The organism is Haloparvum alkalitolerans, assembly GCF_050122995.1.
GTDB classification, from domain to species: domain Archaea; phylum Halobacteriota; class Halobacteria; order Halobacteriales; family Haloferacaceae; genus Haloparvum; species Haloparvum alkalitolerans.
Window position 1 is genome coordinate 129,250 of sequence record NZ_JBNLIA010000012.1, and the last position, 20,120, is coordinate 149,369.

General features: G+C 69.4%; 18 protein-coding genes. 10 read left to right on the forward strand and 8 right to left on the reverse strand.

The genetic code is table 11. The features are described 5' to 3' along the window. Positions 1 to 705 precede the first annotated feature (705 nt). On the reverse strand, positions 706 to 3,708 hold the full coding sequence (uvrA, locus tag ACQE3L_RS11900) for an excinuclease ABC subunit UvrA (protein WP_426964038.1): 3,003 nt from the start codon (positions 3,706 to 3,708) through the stop codon (positions 706 to 708). Positions 3,709 to 4,181: 473 nt separating this feature from the next. Here uvrA and dpsA (ACQE3L_RS11905) point away from each other — a divergent pair, with 473 nt between their 5' ends. From dpsA (ACQE3L_RS11905) to dpsA (ACQE3L_RS11915), 3 genes are read left to right on the forward strand one after another with little or no spacing between them, the layout of a single operon-like run. Further along, the gene (gene dpsA, locus ACQE3L_RS11905) at positions 4,182 to 4,727 is read left to right on the forward strand and encodes a DNA starvation/stationary phase protection protein DpsA (RefSeq protein ID WP_426964040.1); all 546 of its coding nucleotides are present in this window, start codon (positions 4,182 to 4,184) and stop codon (positions 4,725 to 4,727) included. Positions 4,728 to 4,737: 10 nt separating this feature from the next. Beyond that, entirely contained in the window at positions 4,738 to 5,313 is a 576-nt protein-coding gene (gene dpsA, locus ACQE3L_RS11910) for a DNA starvation/stationary phase protection protein DpsA (RefSeq protein ID WP_426964041.1), read from the forward strand. Between the two features lie 2 nt (positions 5,314 to 5,315). Next, positions 5,316 to 5,885, forward strand: coding sequence for a DNA starvation/stationary phase protection protein DpsA (gene dpsA / locus ACQE3L_RS11915; protein WP_426964042.1), 570 nt, complete (start codon positions 5,316 to 5,318; stop codon positions 5,883 to 5,885). Between the two features lie 3 nt (positions 5,886 to 5,888). Here the strand turns inward: dpsA (ACQE3L_RS11915) and ACQE3L_RS11920 are convergent, their stop codons facing one another. Then, positions 5,889 to 6,074 (reverse strand): hypothetical protein, encoded by a 186-nt coding sequence (locus ACQE3L_RS11920; protein ID WP_426964043.1) that lies wholly within the window; start codon positions 6,072 to 6,074, stop codon positions 5,889 to 5,891. A gap of 341 nt (positions 6,075 to 6,415) precedes the next feature. On the opposite strand from ACQE3L_RS11920, the gene ACQE3L_RS11925 reads away from it, so the two are divergent. Then, on the forward strand, positions 6,416 to 7,726 hold the full coding sequence (locus ACQE3L_RS11925) for a DUF7093 family protein (protein ID WP_426964044.1): 1,311 nt from the start codon (positions 6,416 to 6,418) through the stop codon (positions 7,724 to 7,726). An 82-nt stretch (positions 7,727 to 7,808) separates the two neighbouring features. Next, positions 7,809 to 8,192: a DUF5611 family protein gene (locus ACQE3L_RS11930; protein ID WP_058367562.1), complete on the forward strand. Its 384-nt coding sequence runs from the start codon at positions 7,809 to 7,811 to the stop codon at positions 8,190 to 8,192. Positions 8,193 to 8,564: 372 nt separating this feature from the next. Here the strand turns inward: ACQE3L_RS11930 and ACQE3L_RS11935 are convergent, their stop codons facing one another. Together ACQE3L_RS11935 and ACQE3L_RS11940 are read right to left on the reverse strand one after the other, a co-directional pair. Further along, on the reverse strand, positions 8,565 to 10,001 hold the full coding sequence (locus ACQE3L_RS11935) for a ribonuclease FAU-1 family protein (RefSeq protein WP_426964107.1): 1,437 nt from the start codon (positions 9,999 to 10,001) through the stop codon (positions 8,565 to 8,567). Between the two features lie 94 nt (positions 10,002 to 10,095). Further along, positions 10,096 to 10,470 carry a DUF7532 family protein gene (locus tag ACQE3L_RS11940; RefSeq protein ID WP_426964046.1) on the reverse strand — a complete coding sequence of 125 codons (375 nt, stop codon included), beginning with the start codon at positions 10,468 to 10,470 and terminating at the stop codon, positions 10,096 to 10,098. 132 nt (positions 10,471 to 10,602) lie between these two features. Between ACQE3L_RS11940 and ACQE3L_RS11945 the strand changes: the two genes are divergently transcribed. Next, on the forward strand, positions 10,603 to 11,610 hold the full coding sequence (locus ACQE3L_RS11945; RefSeq protein WP_426964047.1) for a PrsW family intramembrane metalloprotease: 1,008 nt from the start codon (positions 10,603 to 10,605) through the stop codon (positions 11,608 to 11,610). Positions 11,611 to 11,756: 146 nt separating this feature from the next. On the opposite strand, the gene thsA is transcribed toward ACQE3L_RS11945, so the two are convergent. Beyond that, positions 11,757 to 13,406 (reverse strand): thermosome subunit alpha, encoded by a 1,650-nt coding sequence (gene thsA / locus ACQE3L_RS11950; RefSeq protein ID WP_426964108.1) that lies wholly within the window; start codon positions 13,404 to 13,406, stop codon positions 11,757 to 11,759. A 258-nt stretch (positions 13,407 to 13,664) separates the two neighbouring features. Then, entirely contained in the window at positions 13,665 to 14,204 is a 540-nt protein-coding gene (locus ACQE3L_RS11955) for a KH domain-containing protein (RefSeq protein ID WP_426964048.1), read from the reverse strand. A 253-nt stretch (positions 14,205 to 14,457) separates the two neighbouring features. Between ACQE3L_RS11955 and ACQE3L_RS11960 the strand changes: the two genes are divergently transcribed. Together ACQE3L_RS11960 and ACQE3L_RS11965 are read left to right on the forward strand one after the other, a co-directional pair. Continuing rightward, positions 14,458 to 15,480, forward strand: coding sequence for a hypothetical protein (locus ACQE3L_RS11960; protein ID WP_426964049.1), 1,023 nt, complete (start codon positions 14,458 to 14,460; stop codon positions 15,478 to 15,480). A gap of 364 nt (positions 15,481 to 15,844) precedes the next feature. After that, a complete protein-coding gene (locus ACQE3L_RS11965; protein ID WP_426964050.1) occupies positions 15,845 to 17,131 on the forward strand; it encodes an adenosylhomocysteinase in 1,287 nt (428 codons plus the stop codon). Positions 17,132 to 17,207: 76 nt separating this feature from the next. Here the strand turns inward: ACQE3L_RS11965 and ACQE3L_RS11970 are convergent, their stop codons facing one another. Next, positions 17,208 to 18,455: an RNA-guided endonuclease InsQ/TnpB family protein gene (locus tag ACQE3L_RS11970; protein WP_426964051.1), complete on the reverse strand. Its 1,248-nt coding sequence runs from the start codon at positions 18,453 to 18,455 to the stop codon at positions 17,208 to 17,210. A 312-nt stretch (positions 18,456 to 18,767) separates the two neighbouring features. Between ACQE3L_RS11970 and ACQE3L_RS11975 the strand changes: the two genes are divergently transcribed. Together ACQE3L_RS11975 and hjc are read left to right on the forward strand one after the other, a co-directional pair. Beyond that, the gene (locus ACQE3L_RS11975) at positions 18,768 to 18,956 is read left to right on the forward strand and encodes a hypothetical protein (protein WP_426964053.1); all 189 of its coding nucleotides are present in this window, start codon (positions 18,768 to 18,770) and stop codon (positions 18,954 to 18,956) included. Positions 18,957 to 19,059: 103 nt separating this feature from the next. Beyond that, complete coding sequence (gene hjc, locus ACQE3L_RS11980; protein ID WP_426964054.1) at positions 19,060 to 19,482, forward strand: Holliday junction resolvase Hjc; 423 nt, start codon at positions 19,060 to 19,062, stop codon at positions 19,480 to 19,482. A 7-nt stretch (positions 19,483 to 19,489) separates the two neighbouring features. On the opposite strand, the gene ACQE3L_RS11985 is transcribed toward hjc, so the two are convergent. Beyond that, positions 19,490 to 20,020 (reverse strand): SWIM zinc finger family protein, encoded by a 531-nt coding sequence (locus tag ACQE3L_RS11985; protein ID WP_426964055.1) that lies wholly within the window; start codon positions 20,018 to 20,020, stop codon positions 19,490 to 19,492. Positions 20,021 to 20,120: the final 100 nt, after the last annotated feature.

The window sequence follows — 20,120 nt, forward strand, 5'->3', positions numbered from 1 at the left end:
CTGCTCGGGACAGCAATACCCAGAAAGCCCCAGCCGGCTCGGCCGGCCGCGTACCGGCAGACGGTCCGGGCTGCCCGCAGTCGCGGGCTGCCGGGCTGCGACTGCCGTCGTCCCGCTCGGCGAACTCGCGGGACCCTCACTGCGCGCTCGCGCTTCTCCGCAACGCCCAGCGCGAGTGCTTGCGTCGTCCGGGCGGGACCGAGCCGGCTGCCCCTTTCAGACCCACCCACAGCACCGCTCCGCCACCCACCGCACCGCTCCGCCCCCCACCGCACCGCTCCGCCCCGCCCCGCACCGCCCCGCCCCGCACCGCTCCGCCCCGCACCGCTCCGCCCCGCTCCGCCCCCCACCGCACCGCTCCGCCCCGCCCCGCACCGCTCCGCCCCGCACCGCTCCGCCCCGCTCCGCCCCGCCCCGCCCCGCACCGCAACTGCACAGCAGCCTCTCACCTCCCCAGCCTCGGCCGCGGGCCGGCCGCGAAACCGCAACGCAGGCGGCCGCCCCGCGACCTCCCTCGCGCGCGTTTCTCACGCGCGCCGACAGCACCGCACCGCAGTCGTCCGGACGTTTTTCAGCGATCGGGCACGACTCCCGCCGTGAGTGCAGTTCGATTGCGCCGAATCCGCGTGCGTCGCCTCGCCGGCTGTCGAGATGCGGGTTCTGCGGGCTGGCTCGCGTTGGACTGACTCTCGGCGTGGAGCCCGATCAGTCGTCGTCGGTCGCCTTTGCGGGCTTGCGTCGGTCACTTCGCGGCCCCTCCGCGTCGACGTCCGGGAGCATGTCCCGGAGGTAGCGCCCGGTGTGTGACGCCTCGGTGCGCGCGACCGTCTCGGGGGTCCCGTGGGCGACCAGCTCGCCGCCGCCCTCACCGCCCTCCGGGCCGAGGTCGATCACGCGGTCGGCGTTCTTCACGAGGTCTAGCTCGTGCTCGATGACGACGACGGTGTTGCCGTTGTCGGTGAGCCGGTGGAGCACCTCGATGAGCTTGCGCTCGTCCTCCTTGTGGAGCCCGGTGGTCGGCTCGTCGAGGAGGTAGAGCGTGTTTCCGGCGTCCTTCTTGCCCAATTCCTCCGCGAGCTTGACGCGCTGGGCCTCGCCGCCCGAGAGGGTCGTCGAGGGCTGGCCGAGCCGCATGTAGTCGAGGCCAACGTCTTTCAGGAGCTTCAGCCGGCGACGGAGCCCGTCGTGGCTCTCGAAGAAGTCGTACGCCTCCGCGACACTCATGTCGAGCACGTCCGCGATGGTCGCGCCCTTGTAGGTCACGTCGAGCGTCTCGTCGTTGTAGCGCGCGCCGCCGCACTCCTCGCAGGGGACCTGCACGTCCGAGAGGAAGTTCATCTCGATGGTGACGGTGCCCTGCCCGCCGCACTCCTCGCAGCGCCCGCCCTTCACGTTGAACGAGAAGCGGCCCTTCTCGTAGCCGCGCTGCTTGGCGAGCTTCGTCTCCGCGAACAGCTCGCGGATGTGGTCGAAGACGTCGGTGTACGTCGCCGGGTTCGAGCGCGGCGTGCGGCCGATGGGCGACTGGTCGATGAGCCGAACGGTCTCGATCCCCTCCATCCCCTCGACCGCGTCGTGCTCGCCGGGGTCGACGGAGGTGTTGTCGTTCATCTCGCGGACCAGCGCCTTGTAGAGCACGTCGTGCATCAGCGTCGACTTGCCGGAGCCCGAGACGCCCGTGATGGCGGTGAAGACGCCGAGCGGGATCGGCACGTCGAGGTCGTCGAGGTTGTGCTGGCGCGCGCCGCGCACGACGAGCTCGCCCGTCGGCTCGCGACGCTCGTCGGGGACGGGGACCGCCTCGCGACCGGCGAGGTAGTCGCCGGTGACGGAGTCGTCGGCCTCGCAGATGTCCGCGAACTCGCCCTGCGCGACCACCTCGCCGCCGCGCTTGCCTGGCCCGGGCCCCATGTCGACGATGTGGTCGGCGCGGCGCATCGTCTCCTCGTCGTGCTCGACGACGATCAGGGTGTTGCCGAGGTCGCGGAGGCCGGCGAGGGTGTTCAGCAGGCGGTCGTTGTCGCGCTGGTGGAGGCCGATGGAGGGCTCGTCGAGGACGTAGAGCACGCCCACGAGGCCGGACCCGACCTGCGTAGCGAGCCGGATGCGCTGGCTCTCGCCGCCCGAGAGCGTCGCCGCCTCGCGGTCGAGCGTGAGGTACTCCAGCCCGACCTCCTCCATGAAGCCGAGGCGGGCGCGGATCTCCTTGAGGATCTCCTCGGCGATGGTGCGGTCGCGCTCGGAGAGCCGCGCCTCCATCCCCTCGAAGTGCTCGCGGGCGTCGCCGATGGAGAGCCGGTTCACCTCGGTGATCGGCGTGCCGTCGACGAGCACCGACCGCGACTGCGGCTTCAGGCGGGTGCCGTCGCAGGCCGGGCAGGTGGTGACCGCCATGTAGTCCTCGATGTGCTCGCGGGTGGACTGCGACTCCGTCTCGACGTGGCGGCGCTGGAGGTTCGGGATGACCCCCTCGAAGCGCTTCTCCTTGCGCCGGACGCCGTTCTTCGTCTGCCGCTCGAAGACGACCTGCTCGTCGGTGCCGTAGAGGAACTGCTCGCGGACGTCGGGGTCGAGGTCCGCGAAGGGCGTGTCGACGCTCACGCCGAAGTGCTTCGCCACGGAGTCGATCCGGGTGCGGTAGTACGACCGGTTGTACGACCACGCCTCGAACACGTCCTTTATCGGCTTCGAGGGGTCCTGGACCACGAGGTCCTCGTCGACCTCCTTCGTGGAGCCGATCCCCTCGCACTCGGGACAGGCGCCGTGCGGGGAGTTGAACGAGAACGACCGCGTCTCGATCTCGGAGAAGTCGATGCCGCAGTGGGTACAGGCGAGCTCCTCCGAGAACTCCACGACGAGGCGGTCGGCGGAGACGCCGTCCGCGTCGCCGTCGTCGTCTTCCGGCTCCTCGGAAGCGCCGCCCGCGAGGTCGCCGGTCGACCGCGCCGCGGAGCCGCCGAGCTCCTCGGCCGCGCCCTCGGGCGGGTCCGGGACGATCAGCTTGAGGACGCCGTCGGCCTCCGCCAGCGCGGTCTCCACGGAGTCGGTGATCCGCGACCGCTCGTCCTCCGAGATCCGGATCCGGTCGACGATCACGTCGATCGTGTGGTCGTAGTTCTCGTCGAGCTCGGGGTCGTCGAACGAGAGGTCGTACGGCTCGCCGTCGACCTCCACGCGGGCGTACCCCTCGGACTGGAGGTCGTCGAACAGGTCCTCGAAGGCGCCCTTCTGGTCGCGGACGACCGGCGCGGCGACCATCGCCTTCGTCCCCTCCGGCAGCGACATGATCCGGCGGACCATCTGCTGGGCGGACTGCTCGCCCACCTCGCGGCCGCACTCGGGACAGTGTGGCGTCCCGACCCGGGCGTACAGCAGTCGGAGGTAGTCGTGGAGCTCCGTGACGGTGCCGACCGTCGAGCGGGGGTTGTTCGCGGCGTTCTTCTGGTCGATGGAGATGGCCGGCGAGAGCCCCTCGACCGCCTCCACCTGCGGTTTGTCCATCTGGCCGAGGAAGTTGCGGGCGTACGCCGACAGCGACTCGATGTAGCGGCGCTGCCCCTCGGCGTAGATGGTCTCGAACGCGAGCGAGGATTTGCCCGAGCCGGACAGCCCTGTCACCACGGTGAACTCCTCGCGGGGGATGCGGACGTCGAGGTCCTTGAGGTTGTGCTCCTCGGCCCCGCGGACCTCGATGTAGTCCTTGCTCATGTGTCGTGTGCCACCGGCCTCACGGTGTTCGGTGTCGTTGATAGCCGAGTCATTCGATACGAAATTCTGGGTCCGAGGACACTTATCCTCCCGGTTGTGCGGGCAGCCGGTGGAGCGAGCGGGACCGGCAACCGACTCGCGTGCCGCACGGATCCCCGGGTGAGCGACGGGCACGACGACCCGACCGTTCGATCCGCCATTCGTCCGCGGATGGCGGGCTCCCGGAACGGCGGAGTGAGAGGGGGTGCGCTCGATCCAAACACGCGCGGTCATGTCAGGAATGTTCTATTCGTGTTTCCGGTGTGTTTCGACCGGACCGTCGTGTCTCGGCGCTCATGTGACGGGCATGAATGTACTGAGGCGCACGTTCGGGGACGCCGAGAACGTCCCGGACGAACACCCGGATTTTCGGCCACCCTAAAATATCTGAGTGCTGACAACATTTATTGCCCTGCTGGACGAACGTACACGGTATGAGTACCGAGAAACAGGTCCGGCACAGAGCGGGCACCGTCGAGGAGAACTCGCTGAAGATCGACCGGGGGAAGGCCGAACAGATAGTCGAAGCGCTGAACACCGACCTCGCAGCGACGTACGTGCTCTACCACCAGCTACGAAAGCACCACTGGAACGTCGAGGGAGCGGAGTTCGAGCAGCTTCACGACTGGTTCGGCGACGCCGCCGAGGACGCTGAGGACAACGCCGACGACCTCGCCGAGCGCGTCCAGGCGCTCGGCGGCGTCCCGGTCAGCGGCCTTCGCTCGCTCGCGGACCACGCTCCCGTCGAGTCCGAGAGCGACGACGTCTACGACGTCCGGACGTCGATGGCGAACGACCTCCAACTGTACCAGGACGTCATCGAGAGCGTCCGCGAACACGTCGCGCTGGCGGAGGACCTCGGTGATTACGCGACGAGCGAACTGCTTCGAGACGTCCTCGAGGACCTCGAGGACGACGCACACGAGGCCCATCACTTCCTCGAAGACGACACGCTCGTTCTCGAAGACGCCACTCACTGAGGTTGAGAGGATGACGAAGCGACAGATCGGCCTGGTCCGAGAGCCCGAGACCGGCGATCGTCGACAGGACTGGGACACCGTCGAGGCGAACTCGCTCCGGATCGACCGCGACGACGCAGTCGAGATCGTCGACCTCCTACGGGTCGACCACGCGGGCACGTTCAACCTGTTTTACCTCCTCCGGAAGCACTACTGGACGGCCGAAGGAGCCGAGTTCCACGAGGTCGCCGACTTCTTGGCGGACGCGTACAGGCGCGTTCGCGAGATCAACGACGACATCGCGGTCCGAATCGTCGAACTCGGCGGCGTGCCGCCCAACACGCCGCCGACGATCCAGGAACACGCCGAGGTCCACCTCGAGGCGGAGGACCTCTACGACCTGCGAGCGTCGCTCGAGGGCGACCTCGAGGGCTACGCCACCCTCGTCGCGACCATGCGCGACCACGTGAGGGCCGTCGAAGCCCTGGGTGATACGGGTACCGGAGAGCGACTCCGTGACCACCTCGAGGCGCTCGAGGACGACGCCCACGAGATCGAACAGCTGCTCGCGGACGATACGCTCGTGCTGGAGGAGGCGCGCAACTGACCATGGCGAAGACCCCACACCTCCGAAAACCGGCCGACGGCCGCGTTCGGCGGAACTGGGACGAGGTCGTCGAGAACGACCTCCGCCTCCACCGGGAGGCGGCCGAACGGATCGTGGAGGCGCTGAACAGCGAGCTCTCGGGCCTGTACATCCTGTTCAACCAGGTCCGGAAACACTACTGGCTCGTCGAGGGAGCCAACTCGAGGGAGGTCGGTGAGTTCCTCGCGGGCGCGACCGACCGCCTCTCGGAGATGACCGACGACCTCGCGATCCGGGTCCACGCGCTGGGGGGCGTCCCGGTCTGTGGTCCGATGGGCATCCGGCAGCACGCCCCGATACACATCGAAGCGCCACACCACTACGACGTGCGGTCCTCGCTCGGTCGCGACCTCGAGGGCTACGCCGAACTCGCGGTACAGTTCCGCGAACACATCGGACTCGCCGAAGAGCTGAACGACCCGACGACCGGCGAGCTCCTGCGCGAGCACAGCAAGACGATCGAGAAGGACGCCCACACGATCGAGCGATATCTCGCCGACGACACGCTCGTTCGAAGAGACGCGCTTCAGTAACCCCTACTCCGGCGGCGACACGGTCGTATCGGTCGCGATCCAGCCGTCGGTGTTGCCCGGTTCAGTGAGGACCGTTCGCCCCACGTTGAGTTCGTAGGCGTTCAGTTCGGGGGATTCGTCGACTGGGCCGCCTCCGACGGGCTCGCTCCCGGCGCCGGCGTCCGACGGCCGGCTGCGTGACGTGGTCATCGAATGTGTTTAGGTATGCCTAAAAACAAAAGCGTTCGCATCGGAGCCAGGTTGTCCTGAACGCGTCGTCGGTGTGGGACACGAACGGGTCGCACAGGAGTGCTCGAAAGGGGCGTCGGAACCGATACGGCGTCCACCCCACGGGATTTGGGTACCGTCCACGGAACGAGTGGTCGCCGCGGCCTGGAGCTACGTGGACGACGCCGAGGGGATCCCGGGTGGCTCTCCTTCCCGATGAACGCGAGGCGCGGATTCACGGAAGCCTCACGCCTGCTCGCGTCCGCCGAGCGTCAGACGCCGACGGGGACGTTTTTTACGTTCGGACCGCGCACACCCTACAAATGGGACTCAGGTGTCTGCTCGGGCACGACTTCGGTGAACCCGAACTCGAGCGCGAGCGCGAGGAGGAGGGCGACGAGGTCGTCATCACGGTCCGCGAGGTGAAGACCTGCGACCGCTGCGGTGAGCAGCAGGTCGTCAGCGAGAACAAGGAGGTCACCTCGATCGAACAGCTCGCCGACGCCGCCGACACGGCGGCCGACGCGCCCGCGGACGCGACCGACGCCGAACCGGCCGAGCCGGCCGTGTCGAGCGGCGACGCCGAGCCCGCCGAGCCGGAGGCCGCCGTCGCCGAGGCCGAGGAGCCCGTCCAGCCGGACGAGCCGGGCGCCGAGCCCTCGGTGGAGCCGTCCCCCGCGGATGCGGAAGTCGAGGACGAGGACGACGCCGTCTTCATCGACGAGGGGCCCGACGGGGCCGATGAGCCGGAGACCGTGGACGGACCCGCACCGGACCTGAGCGGCATCGAGAACGAGCCCGCGGACGCCGACGCGCCCGCCGCCGGGGCGGACGCCGGCGGAGCAAGCCGCGCGTCCGATCCCGAGACCGACTCGGCGCCCCGGAACGCGGACGAAGAAGACGCGGAGATCCTCGACGATAGTCCCGGTGGGCAGCGACAGGACCCCCACGTCGACGCCGAGCCGGACGCGGCTGGCGCGACCGGCCACGGCGACTGGCCCGATGCCGGCCCGGGCGGGGACGCCGAGAGCGGCGACGAGGTCGACGCCGAGAGCGACGACGGCGTCATCCTCGACGAGGAGCCCGACACCGACCCCGAGCGCGAGTACGGCGAATGGCCGGAGCCGGACGAGGAGGCCGAGGCGGCCGCCGACGAGCCCACCCCGTGGCCCGAACACCGCGGCGACGACGAGGGGTACGACGCGACCGTCGACGAGGGCGAAAGCGAGGAGGCCGGCGTCAGCTTCGGTGGCGGGCTCACCCCCGAGGTGGACGACGACGCGGTCGACAGCGAGGCGGTCGACGACGACGCGGAGTTCATCGAGAACGAGCCGACGGAGCCGACGCCGGAGCCTGCGGCGGACCGAGAGCCGACCGACGGAGCGGGGGCGACCGACGCGGACGCAACGGGCGACGCCGCCGCAACCGGCCCCGCGGACGGCGCGACGCCCTCGACCGGTCGGGACTTCACCGATACGGAAGGCGCCGAACTCACGACGACGATGAACGAGGCGGACACCGAGTACTACTGTCCGGAGTGCGGCATGAGCCGGCCGGCCGACGGGAACTCGATCCGCGCGGGCGACAGCTGTCCGGAGTGCAAGGTCGGCTACATCTCCGAGCGCCAGCTGTGACGCCGCCGATGTGGCCCGGCGCTCCCCTCCGGCCGCCCCGCTGACGAAACAGGTTTACCGTCCCCTGCCGAACGCGTTGCCAATGAAGGAGTACAAGATGCGACGCGGCGAGCATCTGGACGACCGGATGCCCGACCTGAAAGCCTCCATCGAGGAGTACTTCGGCGAAGTGACCGGCACCGAGGAGACGAACGGCCAGGAGCTGTACGTCGTCGAGGACCCCGACAACCCCGTCTTCGAGCGCATCCTCGCGGGCGCCGCCGAGTACAGCGGCAAGAAGGACAAGCTGATGGTCCACTTCGAGGAGCGCGACGCCGAAGACGTCATCGCCGAGGGCAACGCCGACGCCGCCGCCGACGCGGTCGACGCCAAGAACGACTTCCTGCTCGAAGCGACCGGCCGCGACGCCAAGTCCCGCCGCGACTCCATGAAGCGCGCCGTCGAGGACGAAGCGCCGGATTACTAACGACCTTTTTCTGCGTCGGGTTCGCGCGGCGCAGGCGCCGCGCTCACCCATCCTTGAAAAATGTCGATCAAAAAGGGGCCGCGGTCGGCGCTGCGGGCGCTGCGCGCCCTCGCGCCGCCGCGGTACCTCGCGCTTGACCGCATCAGCACTGCATCAGCACCGCCACCGCACCAGCACCGCCACCGCACCAGCACCGCCACCGCACCAGCACCGCTACCGCACCAGCGCCGCCACCGCGACAGCGGTTACAGAAAACGCCACAGCGCCGCGGCCGCTGACAGAAAACCCTTCACAGCGCCTCGACCTGCGACAGAAATTTCGGTGACACCGCCGCCGTGGAGCGGAAAACGTGTCTGGGTCGCCGCGGTGTGCTCAGAGCGCGTTTTCGAGGGCGCTCGCGACCGCCCGCGCTTTTTCGGCCAGTTCGGTCGGGACGTCGCCGGCCGCGACCGCGGCGTCGAGCTCGTCGTCGTCCACGCGCCGGACGGTGCCGTCGGCCTCCTTCACCACGTCGACGTGGAGGTCGACGTACCGGATCGCGTCCGGAAACGCCTCGACCGGCGTACAGACGTTGACGTAGGTCCCCTTCGTGGCCCCCTCCGCGTCGCGGTAGACCGTCGGGTACCACCACCGGCCCTCCTTGAACGAGGTGTGCGCCGTGTCGCCCGCCTCCCGGCGCGCGTCGAGTTCGTCGTAGCTCCCGCCGGGCGTCATCTCCCGGCGCACCGACACCGACCCGCCCGGCTCGACCTCCGTGACGGTGCCCTCTCCGAGAACGATCCGGTGGCCCGCGGGCTTGCCGTGCTCGATGCGGACGGCGTCGCCCTCGTGGGGACCGAACTGCTCGGTCACCACGTCGAAGGGGAACGCCGCCTCCGGGTCCTCGCCCGGCGTGGGCTCCGTCAGCGCCTCCGCGAAGTCGACGCCCGCGCGAGCGCTCGCGGACCCGGCCTTGATCCGGTGGTGGCCGGGCATCGTGGGCGCGACCGCGCCGCGCTCGCGGTCGAGCGCGAACCGCGACTCGCGGCCGAACCAGACCCACGCGCCGGCCCGCGGCGCGACGAGGCGACCCGGCTCGCCAACGGGGTCGTCGGTCGCGTCCCGCACCGCCTCCGCGCGGTCGACGGCGCTATCGAGCGCCTCTCGAAGCGCGTCCATCCCGGCGTCGACCGCGGGAGCGTGCCAGACGATCCCCCAGTCGTCGGGCGGATGGAGGTCCAGCAGGTCGGCCATGCCGGCGAGTTCGCGGCCCGCGGCCTCGTCGTACGACTCCACGCGCGTCCCGCCGCCGGGGACCAGCGAGGCGAGCTCGCCGACGACCCTGATCTCGGCGTCGAGCTCCGGCCGGTCGTCGTCCCACGGCGCCGTCGCCTCGCGGACCTGCACCCGCACCGCGTCCCCGACCTCGACGCGGTCGTCGACGTTGCCGTAGGGGAGGTACCCCTCGACGGTCGCTCCCCGACCCTCTGCCCCGACCGCCGCCCCGAGGTCGACGAGAGCGCCGCCGCCGAGAGCCTCGGTTACCTCGCCGTCGAAGACCGCGCCCTCGGGCGCGGGGTCCGTCCACGCCAGCGCGTCGCGAGCGACCCCCCCAAGCCGGCCGGTGACCGCCTCGACCGCCGCGGGATCGCCGGCGACGCCGACGCCCTGCCGGTCGTCCGTGGTGGCGACCTCGACCGCCGGCGCGCCGCCTTCCTGAACCCGGTCGGCCAGCGGGGTCCCCGCGAACCGCCGCCGGATGGGCGGCGAGGCGTCGACCGCGTCGTGGCCGGCGTCGGCCAGCAGCCGCGTGAGCGCCGTGGCGTAGATGCCGCGGACGCGGACCGGCGGCGTCGCGAGGGCTGTCTCCCCGTCACCCCCGTCGTCGGTCGAAGCGTCCGCGGCGGCGTCCTCACCCGGCACGCTACAGGTCCTCCGGGTCGCGCGCGAAGCGAACGCGGTCGTGGACCGTCGGTCCGAGCGTCAGTTCGACGACGTCATCAGAGAGCGTGCGACCGTCCTCGACGTACGCGCCCCACGAGCCGAACGAGACGTACCCCCGCAGGTCGCCGCCGTGGGTGTACAAGTCGACGGCGCAGTCGGGGTGTTCCTGCGGACCGTCCGGGCCGTGGGCCGTCTCGAGGTCCGAGTGGAGCGTCTCCGCGTCGGCGACGAACGACTCGATGGCCGCCGCGTCCTCAGCCACGAGCTCGGCCGCGCGGTCGCTCGCCGCCCGGATCTCCTCGGTGTCGAGGCCGGCCTCCCGGAGCGCCTGCTGCGTGCGCGGGTCGAAGTGCATACCCCGCCTACGGGCGAGGGGCCCTCAAGGCTCACGGTCCGGCGCCGTTCGCCCGCCCCGGCGCCGTTCCCCCGGTCCGCCGATCCGGCCGCCGCCACCAGAGCTTAATCTGTGGCGGGCGACCGGTGACCCATGACGGACAGGAAGGATCCGATAGAGACCGCCTCCGACGGCTCCCGCGACCTCTACGACGTGGCGACGTGGGAGCCGCGGACGGCGCTCGACCGCGTCGCCGTCTCGGGGTACTGGCTGTTGACGCGGGGCGCGAAGGTCGCGGTGGTGCTCCTCGCGTTCCTGATCTTGCTCTCGCTCGGGATCCTCGGGGCGCTGTCGGAACCCGAAATCGGCCTGCTGACCGCGCTCTCCGCGCTGCCCGCGCTCGGACTGGCGGCGTACGTCCGGTACTCGGATGTGACCGAGGCGGAACCGCTCTCGCTGCTGGTCGCGACGTTCCTGCTCGCGGTCCTGACCGCCACCTTCGCCGCAGTGGTCAACAGCCTCGTGCAGGGAGTGTTCGGCCCCTTCGAGGGGCTCAGCATGGTGGTCTTCTTCTTCCTCGTGGTCGGACCGGGCGAGGAGGCGGTGAAGCTGCTCGCGGTCCGGCTGTACGCGTACACCGACGACCGCTTCGACGCGGTGATAGACGGCGCGGTGTACGGCGCGGTCGCGGGGCTCGGCTTCGCCACCATCGAGAACGCGCTCTACATCGCGCGCAACGTCGACGCCGCGGAGCTCGGCGCCGGGGTCGGGCTGGCGATCCTCGGCGCCGGCGACGGCATCGCGGCGCTCCGTGCGCTCGCGGGGCCGGGCCACGTCATCTACTCCGCGTTCGCCGGCTACTACCTCGGGCTCGCGAAGTTCAACCCCGAACACCGCGGCCCCATCGTCGTGAAGGGCGTCGTGATCGCGGCGTTGATCCACGCCACCTACAACTCGACGGTCGGCCTCGGCTCGGGGATCATCGGCGCCGTCACGGGGCTGTCGTCGCTCCCGGCGTTCCTCGTGTACGTCCTGATCTTCGACGGCGTGTTCGGCTTCGTCCTGCTCCGGAAGATCTGGCGCTACCGCGAGACGCACCTCGAGGTCCACGACGAGATCGAGGAGGACGCCGCTCCGGAGATGACCGAGTTCGAGGAGTGACTACCGGGCGTCGGGCGTGCGATATCGATTCGACGGCCCTGCCGCTACCGGGGTATCGTGTCCGAAAAAGTGGAAAGCCGTCGGTTCGCAGGCGGTGCAGCGACGGGTGCGGTCGGCGGTGAGTGTGGTGTCCTATCGGGGGACGCTCACATCGCGCCGCCCATACCGCCCATGCCGCCCATGCCGCCCATGCCGCCGGCGCCGCCGGGCGCGCCGCCCTCGTCGCCGCCGTCGTCGGTGCTTCCGCCCTTGAGGTCACCGGCCGCGATGACGTCGTCGATGCGGAGGATCATCGTGGCCGCCTCGGTCGCGGACTCGATGGCCTGCGTCTTGACGCGGAGCGGCTCGACGACGCCCTCGGCCTCCATGTCGATCACGTCGCCCGTGTAGGCGTCGAGACCGGCGCCGAACTCGCCGCCGTCGTGGCGGGCGCGGAGGTCGACCAGGGAGTCGATGGGGTCGAGGCCCGCGTTCTCGGCGAGCGTGCGCGGGATGACTTCCAGCGCGTCGGCGAACGCCTCGACGGCCAGCTGCTCGCGGCCGCCGACGGAGTCGGCGAAGTCGCGGAGCTGCAGCGCGAGCTCCGTCTCGGGGGCGCCGCCGCCGGGCAGCACCTTCCCGTCGAGCAGCGTCGTGCGGACGACGCCGAGCGAGTCCTCGATGGCGCGCTCGATCTCGTCGACGACGTGCTCGGTGCCGCCGCGCAGGATGAGCGTGACGGACTTGGCCTCTTCGACGTCCTCGACGAAGATGCGCTCGTCGCCGCCGACGTCCTTCTGGGCGACGGAGCCGGCGAAGCCGAGGTCGTCGCTCTCGATGTCGTCGAGGTTGGAGACGACGCGGCCGCCCGTCGCACGGGCGAGGCGCTTGAGGTCGTCGGACTTGGCGCGGCGCACCGCGAGGATGCCCTCGCTGGCGAGGTAGTGCTGCGCCATGTCGTCGATGCCGTCACCGACGAAGACGACGTCGGCGCCGACCTCGGTGAGGTGGTCGACCATCTCGCGGAGCTGCTCCTCTTCCTGGTCGAGGAACTGCTGGAGCTGGTCGGGGTCGGTGACGTTGACCTCGGCGTCGATCTCCGTCTCCTTCACCTCGAGGGCGCCGTCGAACAGCGCGACGTTCGCGTCCTCGACCGCGTAGGGCATGTTCTCGTCGACGCGCTCCTTGTCGACGATGACGCCCTCGACGAGCTCGGACTCGTCGACGGAGCCGCCGACGACCTTCTCGACGGAGACGTTGTCGGTGTCGATGCTGTCCTCGTCGGCGACCGCGGTGACCGCGTCGACGACGAGTTCGGAGAGGAGGTCCTTCGAGGACTCCGCGCCCTTGCCGGTCATCGCGGTCGCGGCGATCTGCGTGAGGGTCTCGCGGTCCTCCTCGGAGACGTCGATCGCCTCGTTCTCGAGGATCTCCTTGGCCTTCGCGGCGGCCTGGCGGTACCCCTGCGCGAGAGTGGTCGCGTGGATGTCCTGGTCGATGAGCTCCTCGGCCTGGTCGAGGAGTTCACCGGCCACGACGACCGCGGAGGTGGTGCCGTCGCCCACTTCCTCCTCCTGGGTCTCGGACACCTCCACGATCATGTTGGCCGCGGGATGGTCGATGTCCATCTCCTTCAGGATGGTCACGCCGTCGTTCGTGACGACGACGCCGCCCGTCGAGTCGACGAGCATCTTGTCCATCCCTTTCGGGCCGAGCGTGGTGCGGACGGACTCCGCGACCGCCTTCCCGGCCGTGATGTTCATCGTCTGCGCGTCCTTTCCGGAGGTGCGCTGCGAGTCCTCGGAAAGTACGATCATGGGCTGATTGCCCATCCGCTGTCGCTGTGCCATAGTACACCCACTGATTGTCTGTGGTTCTATAAAAAACCTTCGTCGACATCGTGCGAAAACGGCACACGGAACGCCGTAGCAACCGCATGCGTACTCTTCACATGGTGGGTTTATACGTCAGTCAGCCGCAAACGCCGACCGCGTAACGGCAGTTCGGAACGCGACGGCGCGGAAAGCGGGCCGAAGGCGGCTCGCGGACCGAAGGCGGCTCGCGGACCGACCGTCTCAGGGGCTCGAAAAGGAGAGGTCGTCGCCGAGCTCGTTGGACTTCCGCTCGAGGAAGGAGTACACCGCGCCGTGGGGAGCGCCGTCGACGAGCATCCCGACCGCGCGCCGGACGACCTCGACCTCCTCGGGGTCGCCGATGGCGCCGACCGTGGAGCCGTAGACGACCACGTCCGCGCCGGTCAGCTCCTCCAGCAGTTCGCGCGTGCGGCCGTTCTCCCCGATGACGCGGCCCTTCTTGCGCTGGAGGTCGTTGTCGTTGCGGGTGTGTTCGGACAGGTCGATCAGCTCGAACGTCCGGAGGTCGTCGTCCAAAAGCGACAGGGCGGCCTCGGGGGTGAACCCGCGGCCGATGGCGCGGACGATGTCCGGCGCGACGAGCCCCGCGACCGGGTCGCCGACGCTCTCGATGGCGACCGAGCCGCTCTCGGAGTCCACGTCCAGCCGCACCTCCGCGCGCTTCTCGACCTCCCGCATCGTCTCGCCGCCGGCGCCGATGAGGACGCCGATCCGGTCCTGCGGAACCGTCACGTGATTCATACGCTCCGGTAGCCGACGGACGGTTTTAAACGTGTTCCAGCGCCGCTCCGCCGGGAACCGCGGGGTCGCGCCCGAGCGGTCGACCCGTCGCCCGCCCGAAGCGCGGCGAGAGGACGCCCGCGCCGGGCGTCGATTCTCACGATCGAGAACGACGGCCGGTCGCGTGCGCCCGAATCGTTCGCGTCGTTTTCGGCCGTGAACGGTACGGACGGTCGACCCGGTTTATACCGGATCCGCGCGTCGAGCGCCGTGTATGCAACGCAAAACTGCACTCGTGGCGCTCGTCGCGCTGCTCGTCGGCGCGACGGCCGCGGTCGGCGCGGCGTCGCTCGCGGTCGACGTGAGCCAGTCGCCCGGCGAGACGGCGACGGTCACGGTCACCGACAACGGAACGGCCGTCGAGAACGCGACCGTGACGGTCGAACCGACCGACGAGAACGCGAGCTACGCGGGTAACGGCACGTACACGACCGACGCGAACGGGACGGTCGAGCTGCCCGCCCCCGACGAGGACGTCGAGGTCTCGGTGACGGCGGAGTACAACGGCACCACCGCCACACAGACCACGGTCCTCGAGGCCGCCGACGAGTCGTCGCTCTCGGTTGGCGTGAGCCAGACCGCGGGCGAGTCGGCGACGGTGAGCGTGAGCGAGAACGGCACGGGCGTCGCGAACGCCTCGGTCGACGTCGCGCTCGCCGACTCCGAGGACGCGGAGAACGTCACGTACGCGGGCACGGGAGCGTACACGACCGACGCCAACGGGACGGTCGATCTCCCCGCCCCCGAGGAGAACGTCACCGTCGACGTGACGGCGACCGCGGACAACGAAACCGCGTCGACGACCGCGACGCTGCTGGCCGCGACCGGCAACGGCAGCGAGGAGGCGTCGAACTTCGGCCAGCGGCTCCAGCAGTTCAAGCTCGAACTCGGCGCGAACGCCACCGGGCAGGACATCGCCTCGTGGGTCGTCGCGAACAACCCCGGCAACGCGCCCGACCACGCCGGGCCCGGCGCCGCGGACGACAGCCCGGCCGCGAACGCCTCGGCGAACGGCAACGGGAACGGCAACGGCGCCGGTGGCCCGCCGGAGCACGCGGGCGGTGACGACGAGGACGCCGGCAACGGAAACGGGGGCGGCCCGCCCGCCCACGCCGGCGGTGACGACGGCGACAAGGGGAACGGTAACGGAAACGGGGGCGGCCCGCCCGCCCACGCCGGCGGTGACGACGGGAACGACGAGGAGACCGACGAGGAGACGACCGAGACCGAATCGTAGCTCGCCCCGGTCATCCCCGCTAAATCCGCCGTCATAAACTGTCTAAACGATTTCTTCGGGTCGAAACGGCAGACGGTGTTTAAGTTACCCGACGCACACGAGCCGATGCGGGCAACGTGAGATCGGAGGCACACGGCGAACCGCGCAGCGTGGAACCGCTTCACTCTCCACCACCCACACCACCCACGCGGTTTCCACGGGCGAGGTTCGCGCGGGGCCGAAGCGGTCCGATCTCGGCCCGACACTTCTGACCGGTCCCGAACCGACCAGCGGCGGCACCGGCGCCGACACCGTCACCGCCTTCGGGCGCGTCCTCCCGGCCAGTGTCGGTAGCGTTTTGGGTGCGGTCGGCCAAGCCAGCCCCATGAGCGAACACTACGCGCCGGTGTCCGAGCACCTCTCGGACCCGGCGACGGCCCGCCGCGAGGGGCGACGGAAGATGGACTGGGCGCTGCAGCACATGCCCATCCTGCAGGAGCTTCGGGAGTCGTTCACGGCCGAGCAGCCGTTCGAGGGCGAGGTCATCGCGATGGCGATGCACGTCGAGGCGAAGACGGCGAACCTCGTGGAGCTGCTCGCGGACGGCGGCGCCGAGGTGGCGATCACCGGCTGTAACCCCCTCTCGACGCACGACGACGTGTCGGCGGCGCTCGACGGCCACGACCGGATCACCTCCTACGCGGTCCGCGGCGTCGACGACGAGGGCTACTACGAGGCCCTGCGCTCGGTCGTCTCCCACGACCCGACCATCACCGTCGACGACGGGATGGACATGGTGAAGATCGTCCACGAGGAGTACCCGGAGCTGATCGACACCATCGTCGGCGGCGCGGAGGAGACGACCACGGGCGTCCACCGCCTGCGCGCGATGGACGAGGAGGGGGCGCTGGAGTACCCCGTCTTCGCCGTGAACGACACGCCGATGAAGCGGCTGTTCGACAACGTCCACGGCACCGGCGAGTCCTCGCTGGCCACCATCGCGATGACGACGAACCTCTCCTTTGCCGGCAAGAACGTCGTCGTCGGCGGCTACGGCTACTGCGGGAAGGGCGTCGCCAAGAAGGCGGCGGGCCAGAACGCGAACGTCATCGTCACCGAGGTCGAGCCCCGGCGCGCGCTGGAGGCGCACATGGAGGGCTACGACGTACTGCCGATGCAGGAGGCCGCCGAGAAAGGCGACGTGTTCGTCACGACGACGGGCAACCGCGACGTGATCACCGAGGAGCACTTCGAGGTCATGAAGGACGGCGTCCTGCTCGCGAACGCCGGCCACTTCGACGTGGAGATCAACCTCGACCAGCTCGAGGACCTGGCGGTCGACACCTACGAGGCCCGCGACGGCGTCGAGGCCTACGAGATGCCCGACGGCCGCCGGCTCAACGTGCTCGCGGAGGGGCGGCTCGTCAACCTCGCCGCGCCCATCGCGCTCGGCCACCCCGTCGAGGTGATGGACCAGAGCTTCGGCATTCAGGCCGTCTGCGTCCGCGAACTCGTCGAGCGCGGCGACGAGTACGAGGCCGGCGTCCACGACGTCCCCGACGAGCTCGACCGCGAGGTCGCGGAGATCAAGCTCGCCGCCGAAGGGGTCGAGTACGACGACCTCTCGGCCGAACAGCGCGAGTACATGGGCAGCTGGGAACACGGGACGTAAACTACCCCTCCCTACTCCCTCGGCGCATACGCGCCTCGGTCCTTGAGGGTGGGGCTTTGATGTGGACTCGCGGCAATCAATCACCAGCAATAGGCCGGTGACTCTCGCCGTTCAACGTCCCACCATTCACACGCAGGTCTACTTCTGCGTCTCCGCTCCCCGACTTGGGCGAGGAACGGAGTCTGTGTGTCCGTTTTCGGGCGTACCGTAACCCGATATTTTTCGCACCGTTGTAGTCCGCGTTGACCTCGTACCCGCACTTCTGGCACTCAAAGTGTTCTCCGTGGCGGTTGTCCTCGTGCGTGAATCCACAATCCATCCGAGAACAGCGGTGGGACGTGTGGTTCGGTTCGACTTGTTCCACGGAGATGCCCTGTTCAGAGGCCTTGTAGGAGACGTACTCATAGAGGCGTCGGAACGCCCATACATGATGCCACTCCGCCTGCAATAGTCGATCTCGGATGTCGGTCAAGTCCTCGAACACAATAACGTCGCAGTCGTGTTCGACGGCTTCCGAGACGAGTTCGTTGGCGATCGTATGGATGTACTGTTTGCGCCAGGCCTCTTCACGCTTCCCGAGGCGAAGCAGGGCCTTGTGTGCGGCCTGCGTGCCGCGCCGTTGCATCTCTCCACGTCGCTTCTCGAACTCACGACACCAGTGGTCGTAGTCGCCCCCCTGCCAAAACGTGCCGGTTGAGGACACAGCGAGGCTGTTGACGCCGAGGTCGATGCCGAGGACCGTTTGGTCGGAGTGCCCGGTATCTGCCGAAACCTCTGCGTCACCGTCTACCCGCTGCGTTGAGATGTTGAGGTAGAACTCGTCGGTTGCCGCGTCGTACCGAAGCGTACTCTCGCGGAACTCGTAGTCCTCGGAGAGTACGTACCGCTCGTAGGGCGTCGGGCTGTCCGCCGGGAGAACGAACGATGGTTCGATCCGCCCCTCGACAGTTGCCAGAGACACCTTGTTGCGATAGAAGGTGGCGCTCCGCGTGTCGTAGTCCATCGTTTCGGCGGTGAACGTCGGACAAGAGACACGCTGTCCTTTCTTCCACCGTTCGATACACGCTTTGACGGCTTCGACAGCGCGTTTGATGGCGGCTTGGACGAGTTGTGCCTGTAGGTCCGTCTCCTCTCGAAGTTCGGAGTAGAGCGCGTCACGAACCTCTCGCTTGTTGGTGTTGCACTCGGTGTAGGAGGTGTCGGACCAACAGTAGTCGGCGGTTCGGTTCGCGCAGTACAGGTATTGCTCGGCGGTTCGGTGGAGTGCGTCGCGTTGCTCGTCGGAAACGGCGAGTTTCACGACGGCGGTTCGACGCACCACCATGACTTCAGAGAGTACCCGATGGTACTTATATGTCTGGGAGTCGGCCGGTCGCAGTATGCTGGTTATGTCGTCCCATGTCGGGTTACTCTCCGGCCTACTCGCTACCTTCGCTACGCTTCGGTCGCTCCTTGAGGCCGGAGGCTCCACCTCGAAAACGCTGATCGGGGCGACCGGGGCAACCTCGGCCGGTCGGTCGGGTGTTCCGACTCCTCCGCGGGCGATTCTCCGTCCTTCGCGACCGCCGACCCCGAGACAGACATTCGCACGCGCGGCAAGAGTTACACCTAAAAGTCCGGCCGTCAAGGCCCGACCATGGAGAACGTCATCTACCTCGCGCTGGCGTCGGCGGCCTGTCTCGGCTTCGCGGCGATGAACTTCGTGCTCAACGACGGCGGCATCCTCCCCGGCTGGATCCTTCTGGGCGTGCTGTTCGCGGTCGTCGGTGCCGCCACGGTCGTCTTCGGGGACGACGAGGGCGCGAACGGCGGCGTCGAAGCGTAGGCGAGCTGCCGCGGCGTGGGTCGACGGACGACGCCGCGGAGCCGAGGGCTTTTACCCTCGTCCGAGCAATCTCCGCCGATGACGGAACCGACGGAGGGCGAGCATGTCCGCGAACCGTAAGGGCGACCGCCGCGAGCGCGAACTGGTGAACGCACTCGACGAGGCGGGCTTCGCGGTCATGCGCGCGCCCGCCAGCGGCAGCGCGACGGAGCGCGAACTCCCCGACGTGCTCGCGGGCGACGGCGATCGCTTCTACGCCATCGAGGCGAAGTCCTCCGCGGGCGACCCCATCTACCTCTCCGGCGAGGAGGTGGAGGCGCTGCTGTTCTTCTCGCGAAACTTCGGCGCGAAGGCGCGCATCGCGGTCCGGTTCGACCGCGAGGACTGGTACTTCTTCCATCCCGGCGACCTCTACACGACCGACGGCGGCAACTACCGGGTCAAAAAGGAGACGGCGCTGGCCGACGGGACGGACTTCGCGGAGTTCGTCGGCGACTCCGAGCGGACGACGCTGGACGATTTATGAGTCCGCCTCACGCTCCGCGGTCGAGCGCGACGAGCCGCGAGGCGGGGAAGCCGTACCGCTTCGCGTCGCGGACCCCCGCGGTCGGCGAGAGCGCGTCGACGTAGACGGCCTCCACCACCGGCTCGTGGGCGCCGTAGCCGGCGTTAGTCGGATAGTCCGCGATGGGCCGTCCCTCGTCGGTCTCGTGGGCGTCGGCGCGCTCGTCGGTGACGCGGGTGACGATCAGGAGCTTGCCTGTCTCCCGGTCGCGGACCGCCGCGCCCGGTTCGGGCCGGTGGTCGGCACAGAGCTGCGGCCCGGTCGCCTCGAAGGGGACGAACGTCTCGGCGCCGCAGACCGCACAGACGCCGACGCGCTCGTCGGGGCCGGGGACGGTCCCGGCGTCGACCTCGCGTTCGACGCGCCGGAGGTGCTTGCAGCGCGCGCCGCGGATGGCGTGGTCGGGGCAGGTGCAGGTGCCGGCGTCGAGCGCGACGACGTAGGTGCCGCCATCCGTCTCGACGACGTATCGGCGGTCCCGCAGCGGGCGGACGGTCATCGGCTCGGTGCGGGCGCGGTCCTCGCGCGTCTCCGGCTCCGAGGTTCGAGGCGAAACGGACGGGATGCGTGTCGGGCCGGCGGATGACGCGGCTGTGTTG

Bases quoted from the DNA above. Each gene is read 5' to 3' on its own strand.
- thsA (WP_426964108.1), bottom strand. From the start codon at position 13,406: ATGATCGTACTTTCCGAGGACTCGCAGCGCACCTCCGGAAAGGACGCG.
- dpsA (WP_426964042.1), top strand. From the start codon at position 5,316: ATGGCGAAGACCCCACACCTCCGAAAACCGGCCGACGGCCGCGTTCGG.
- ACQE3L_RS11955 (WP_426964048.1), bottom strand. From the start codon at position 14,204: ATGAATCACGTGACGGTTCCGCAGGACCGGATCGGCGTCCTCATCGGC.
- ACQE3L_RS11930 (WP_058367562.1), top strand. From the start codon at position 7,809: ATGAAGGAGTACAAGATGCGACGCGGCGAGCATCTGGACGACCGGATG.
- uvrA (WP_426964038.1), bottom strand. From the start codon at position 3,708: ATGAGCAAGGACTACATCGAGGTCCGCGGGGCCGAGGAGCACAACCTC.
- dpsA (WP_426964040.1), top strand. From the start codon at position 4,182: ATGAGTACCGAGAAACAGGTCCGGCACAGAGCGGGCACCGTCGAGGAG.
- ACQE3L_RS11960 (WP_426964049.1), top strand. From the start codon at position 14,458: ATGCAACGCAAAACTGCACTCGTGGCGCTCGTCGCGCTGCTCGTCGGC.
- dpsA (WP_426964041.1), top strand. From the start codon at position 4,738: ATGACGAAGCGACAGATCGGCCTGGTCCGAGAGCCCGAGACCGGCGAT.
- ACQE3L_RS11975 (WP_426964053.1), top strand. From the start codon at position 18,768: ATGGAGAACGTCATCTACCTCGCGCTGGCGTCGGCGGCCTGTCTCGGC.
- ACQE3L_RS11965 (WP_426964050.1), top strand. From the start codon at position 15,845: ATGAGCGAACACTACGCGCCGGTGTCCGAGCACCTCTCGGACCCGGCG.
- ACQE3L_RS11920 (WP_426964043.1), bottom strand. From the start codon at position 6,074: ATGACCACGTCACGCAGCCGGCCGTCGGACGCCGGCGCCGGGAGCGAG.
- ACQE3L_RS11945 (WP_426964047.1), top strand. From the start codon at position 10,603: ATGACGGACAGGAAGGATCCGATAGAGACCGCCTCCGACGGCTCCCGC.
- hjc (WP_426964054.1), top strand. From the start codon at position 19,060: ATGTCCGCGAACCGTAAGGGCGACCGCCGCGAGCGCGAACTGGTGAAC.
- ACQE3L_RS11970 (WP_426964051.1), bottom strand. From the start codon at position 18,455: ATGGTGGTGCGTCGAACCGCCGTCGTGAAACTCGCCGTTTCCGACGAG.
- ACQE3L_RS11925 (WP_426964044.1), top strand. From the start codon at position 6,416: ATGGGACTCAGGTGTCTGCTCGGGCACGACTTCGGTGAACCCGAACTC.
- ACQE3L_RS11940 (WP_426964046.1), bottom strand. From the start codon at position 10,470: ATGCACTTCGACCCGCGCACGCAGCAGGCGCTCCGGGAGGCCGGCCTC.
- ACQE3L_RS11985 (WP_426964055.1), bottom strand. From the start codon at position 20,020: ATGACCGTCCGCCCGCTGCGGGACCGCCGATACGTCGTCGAGACGGAT.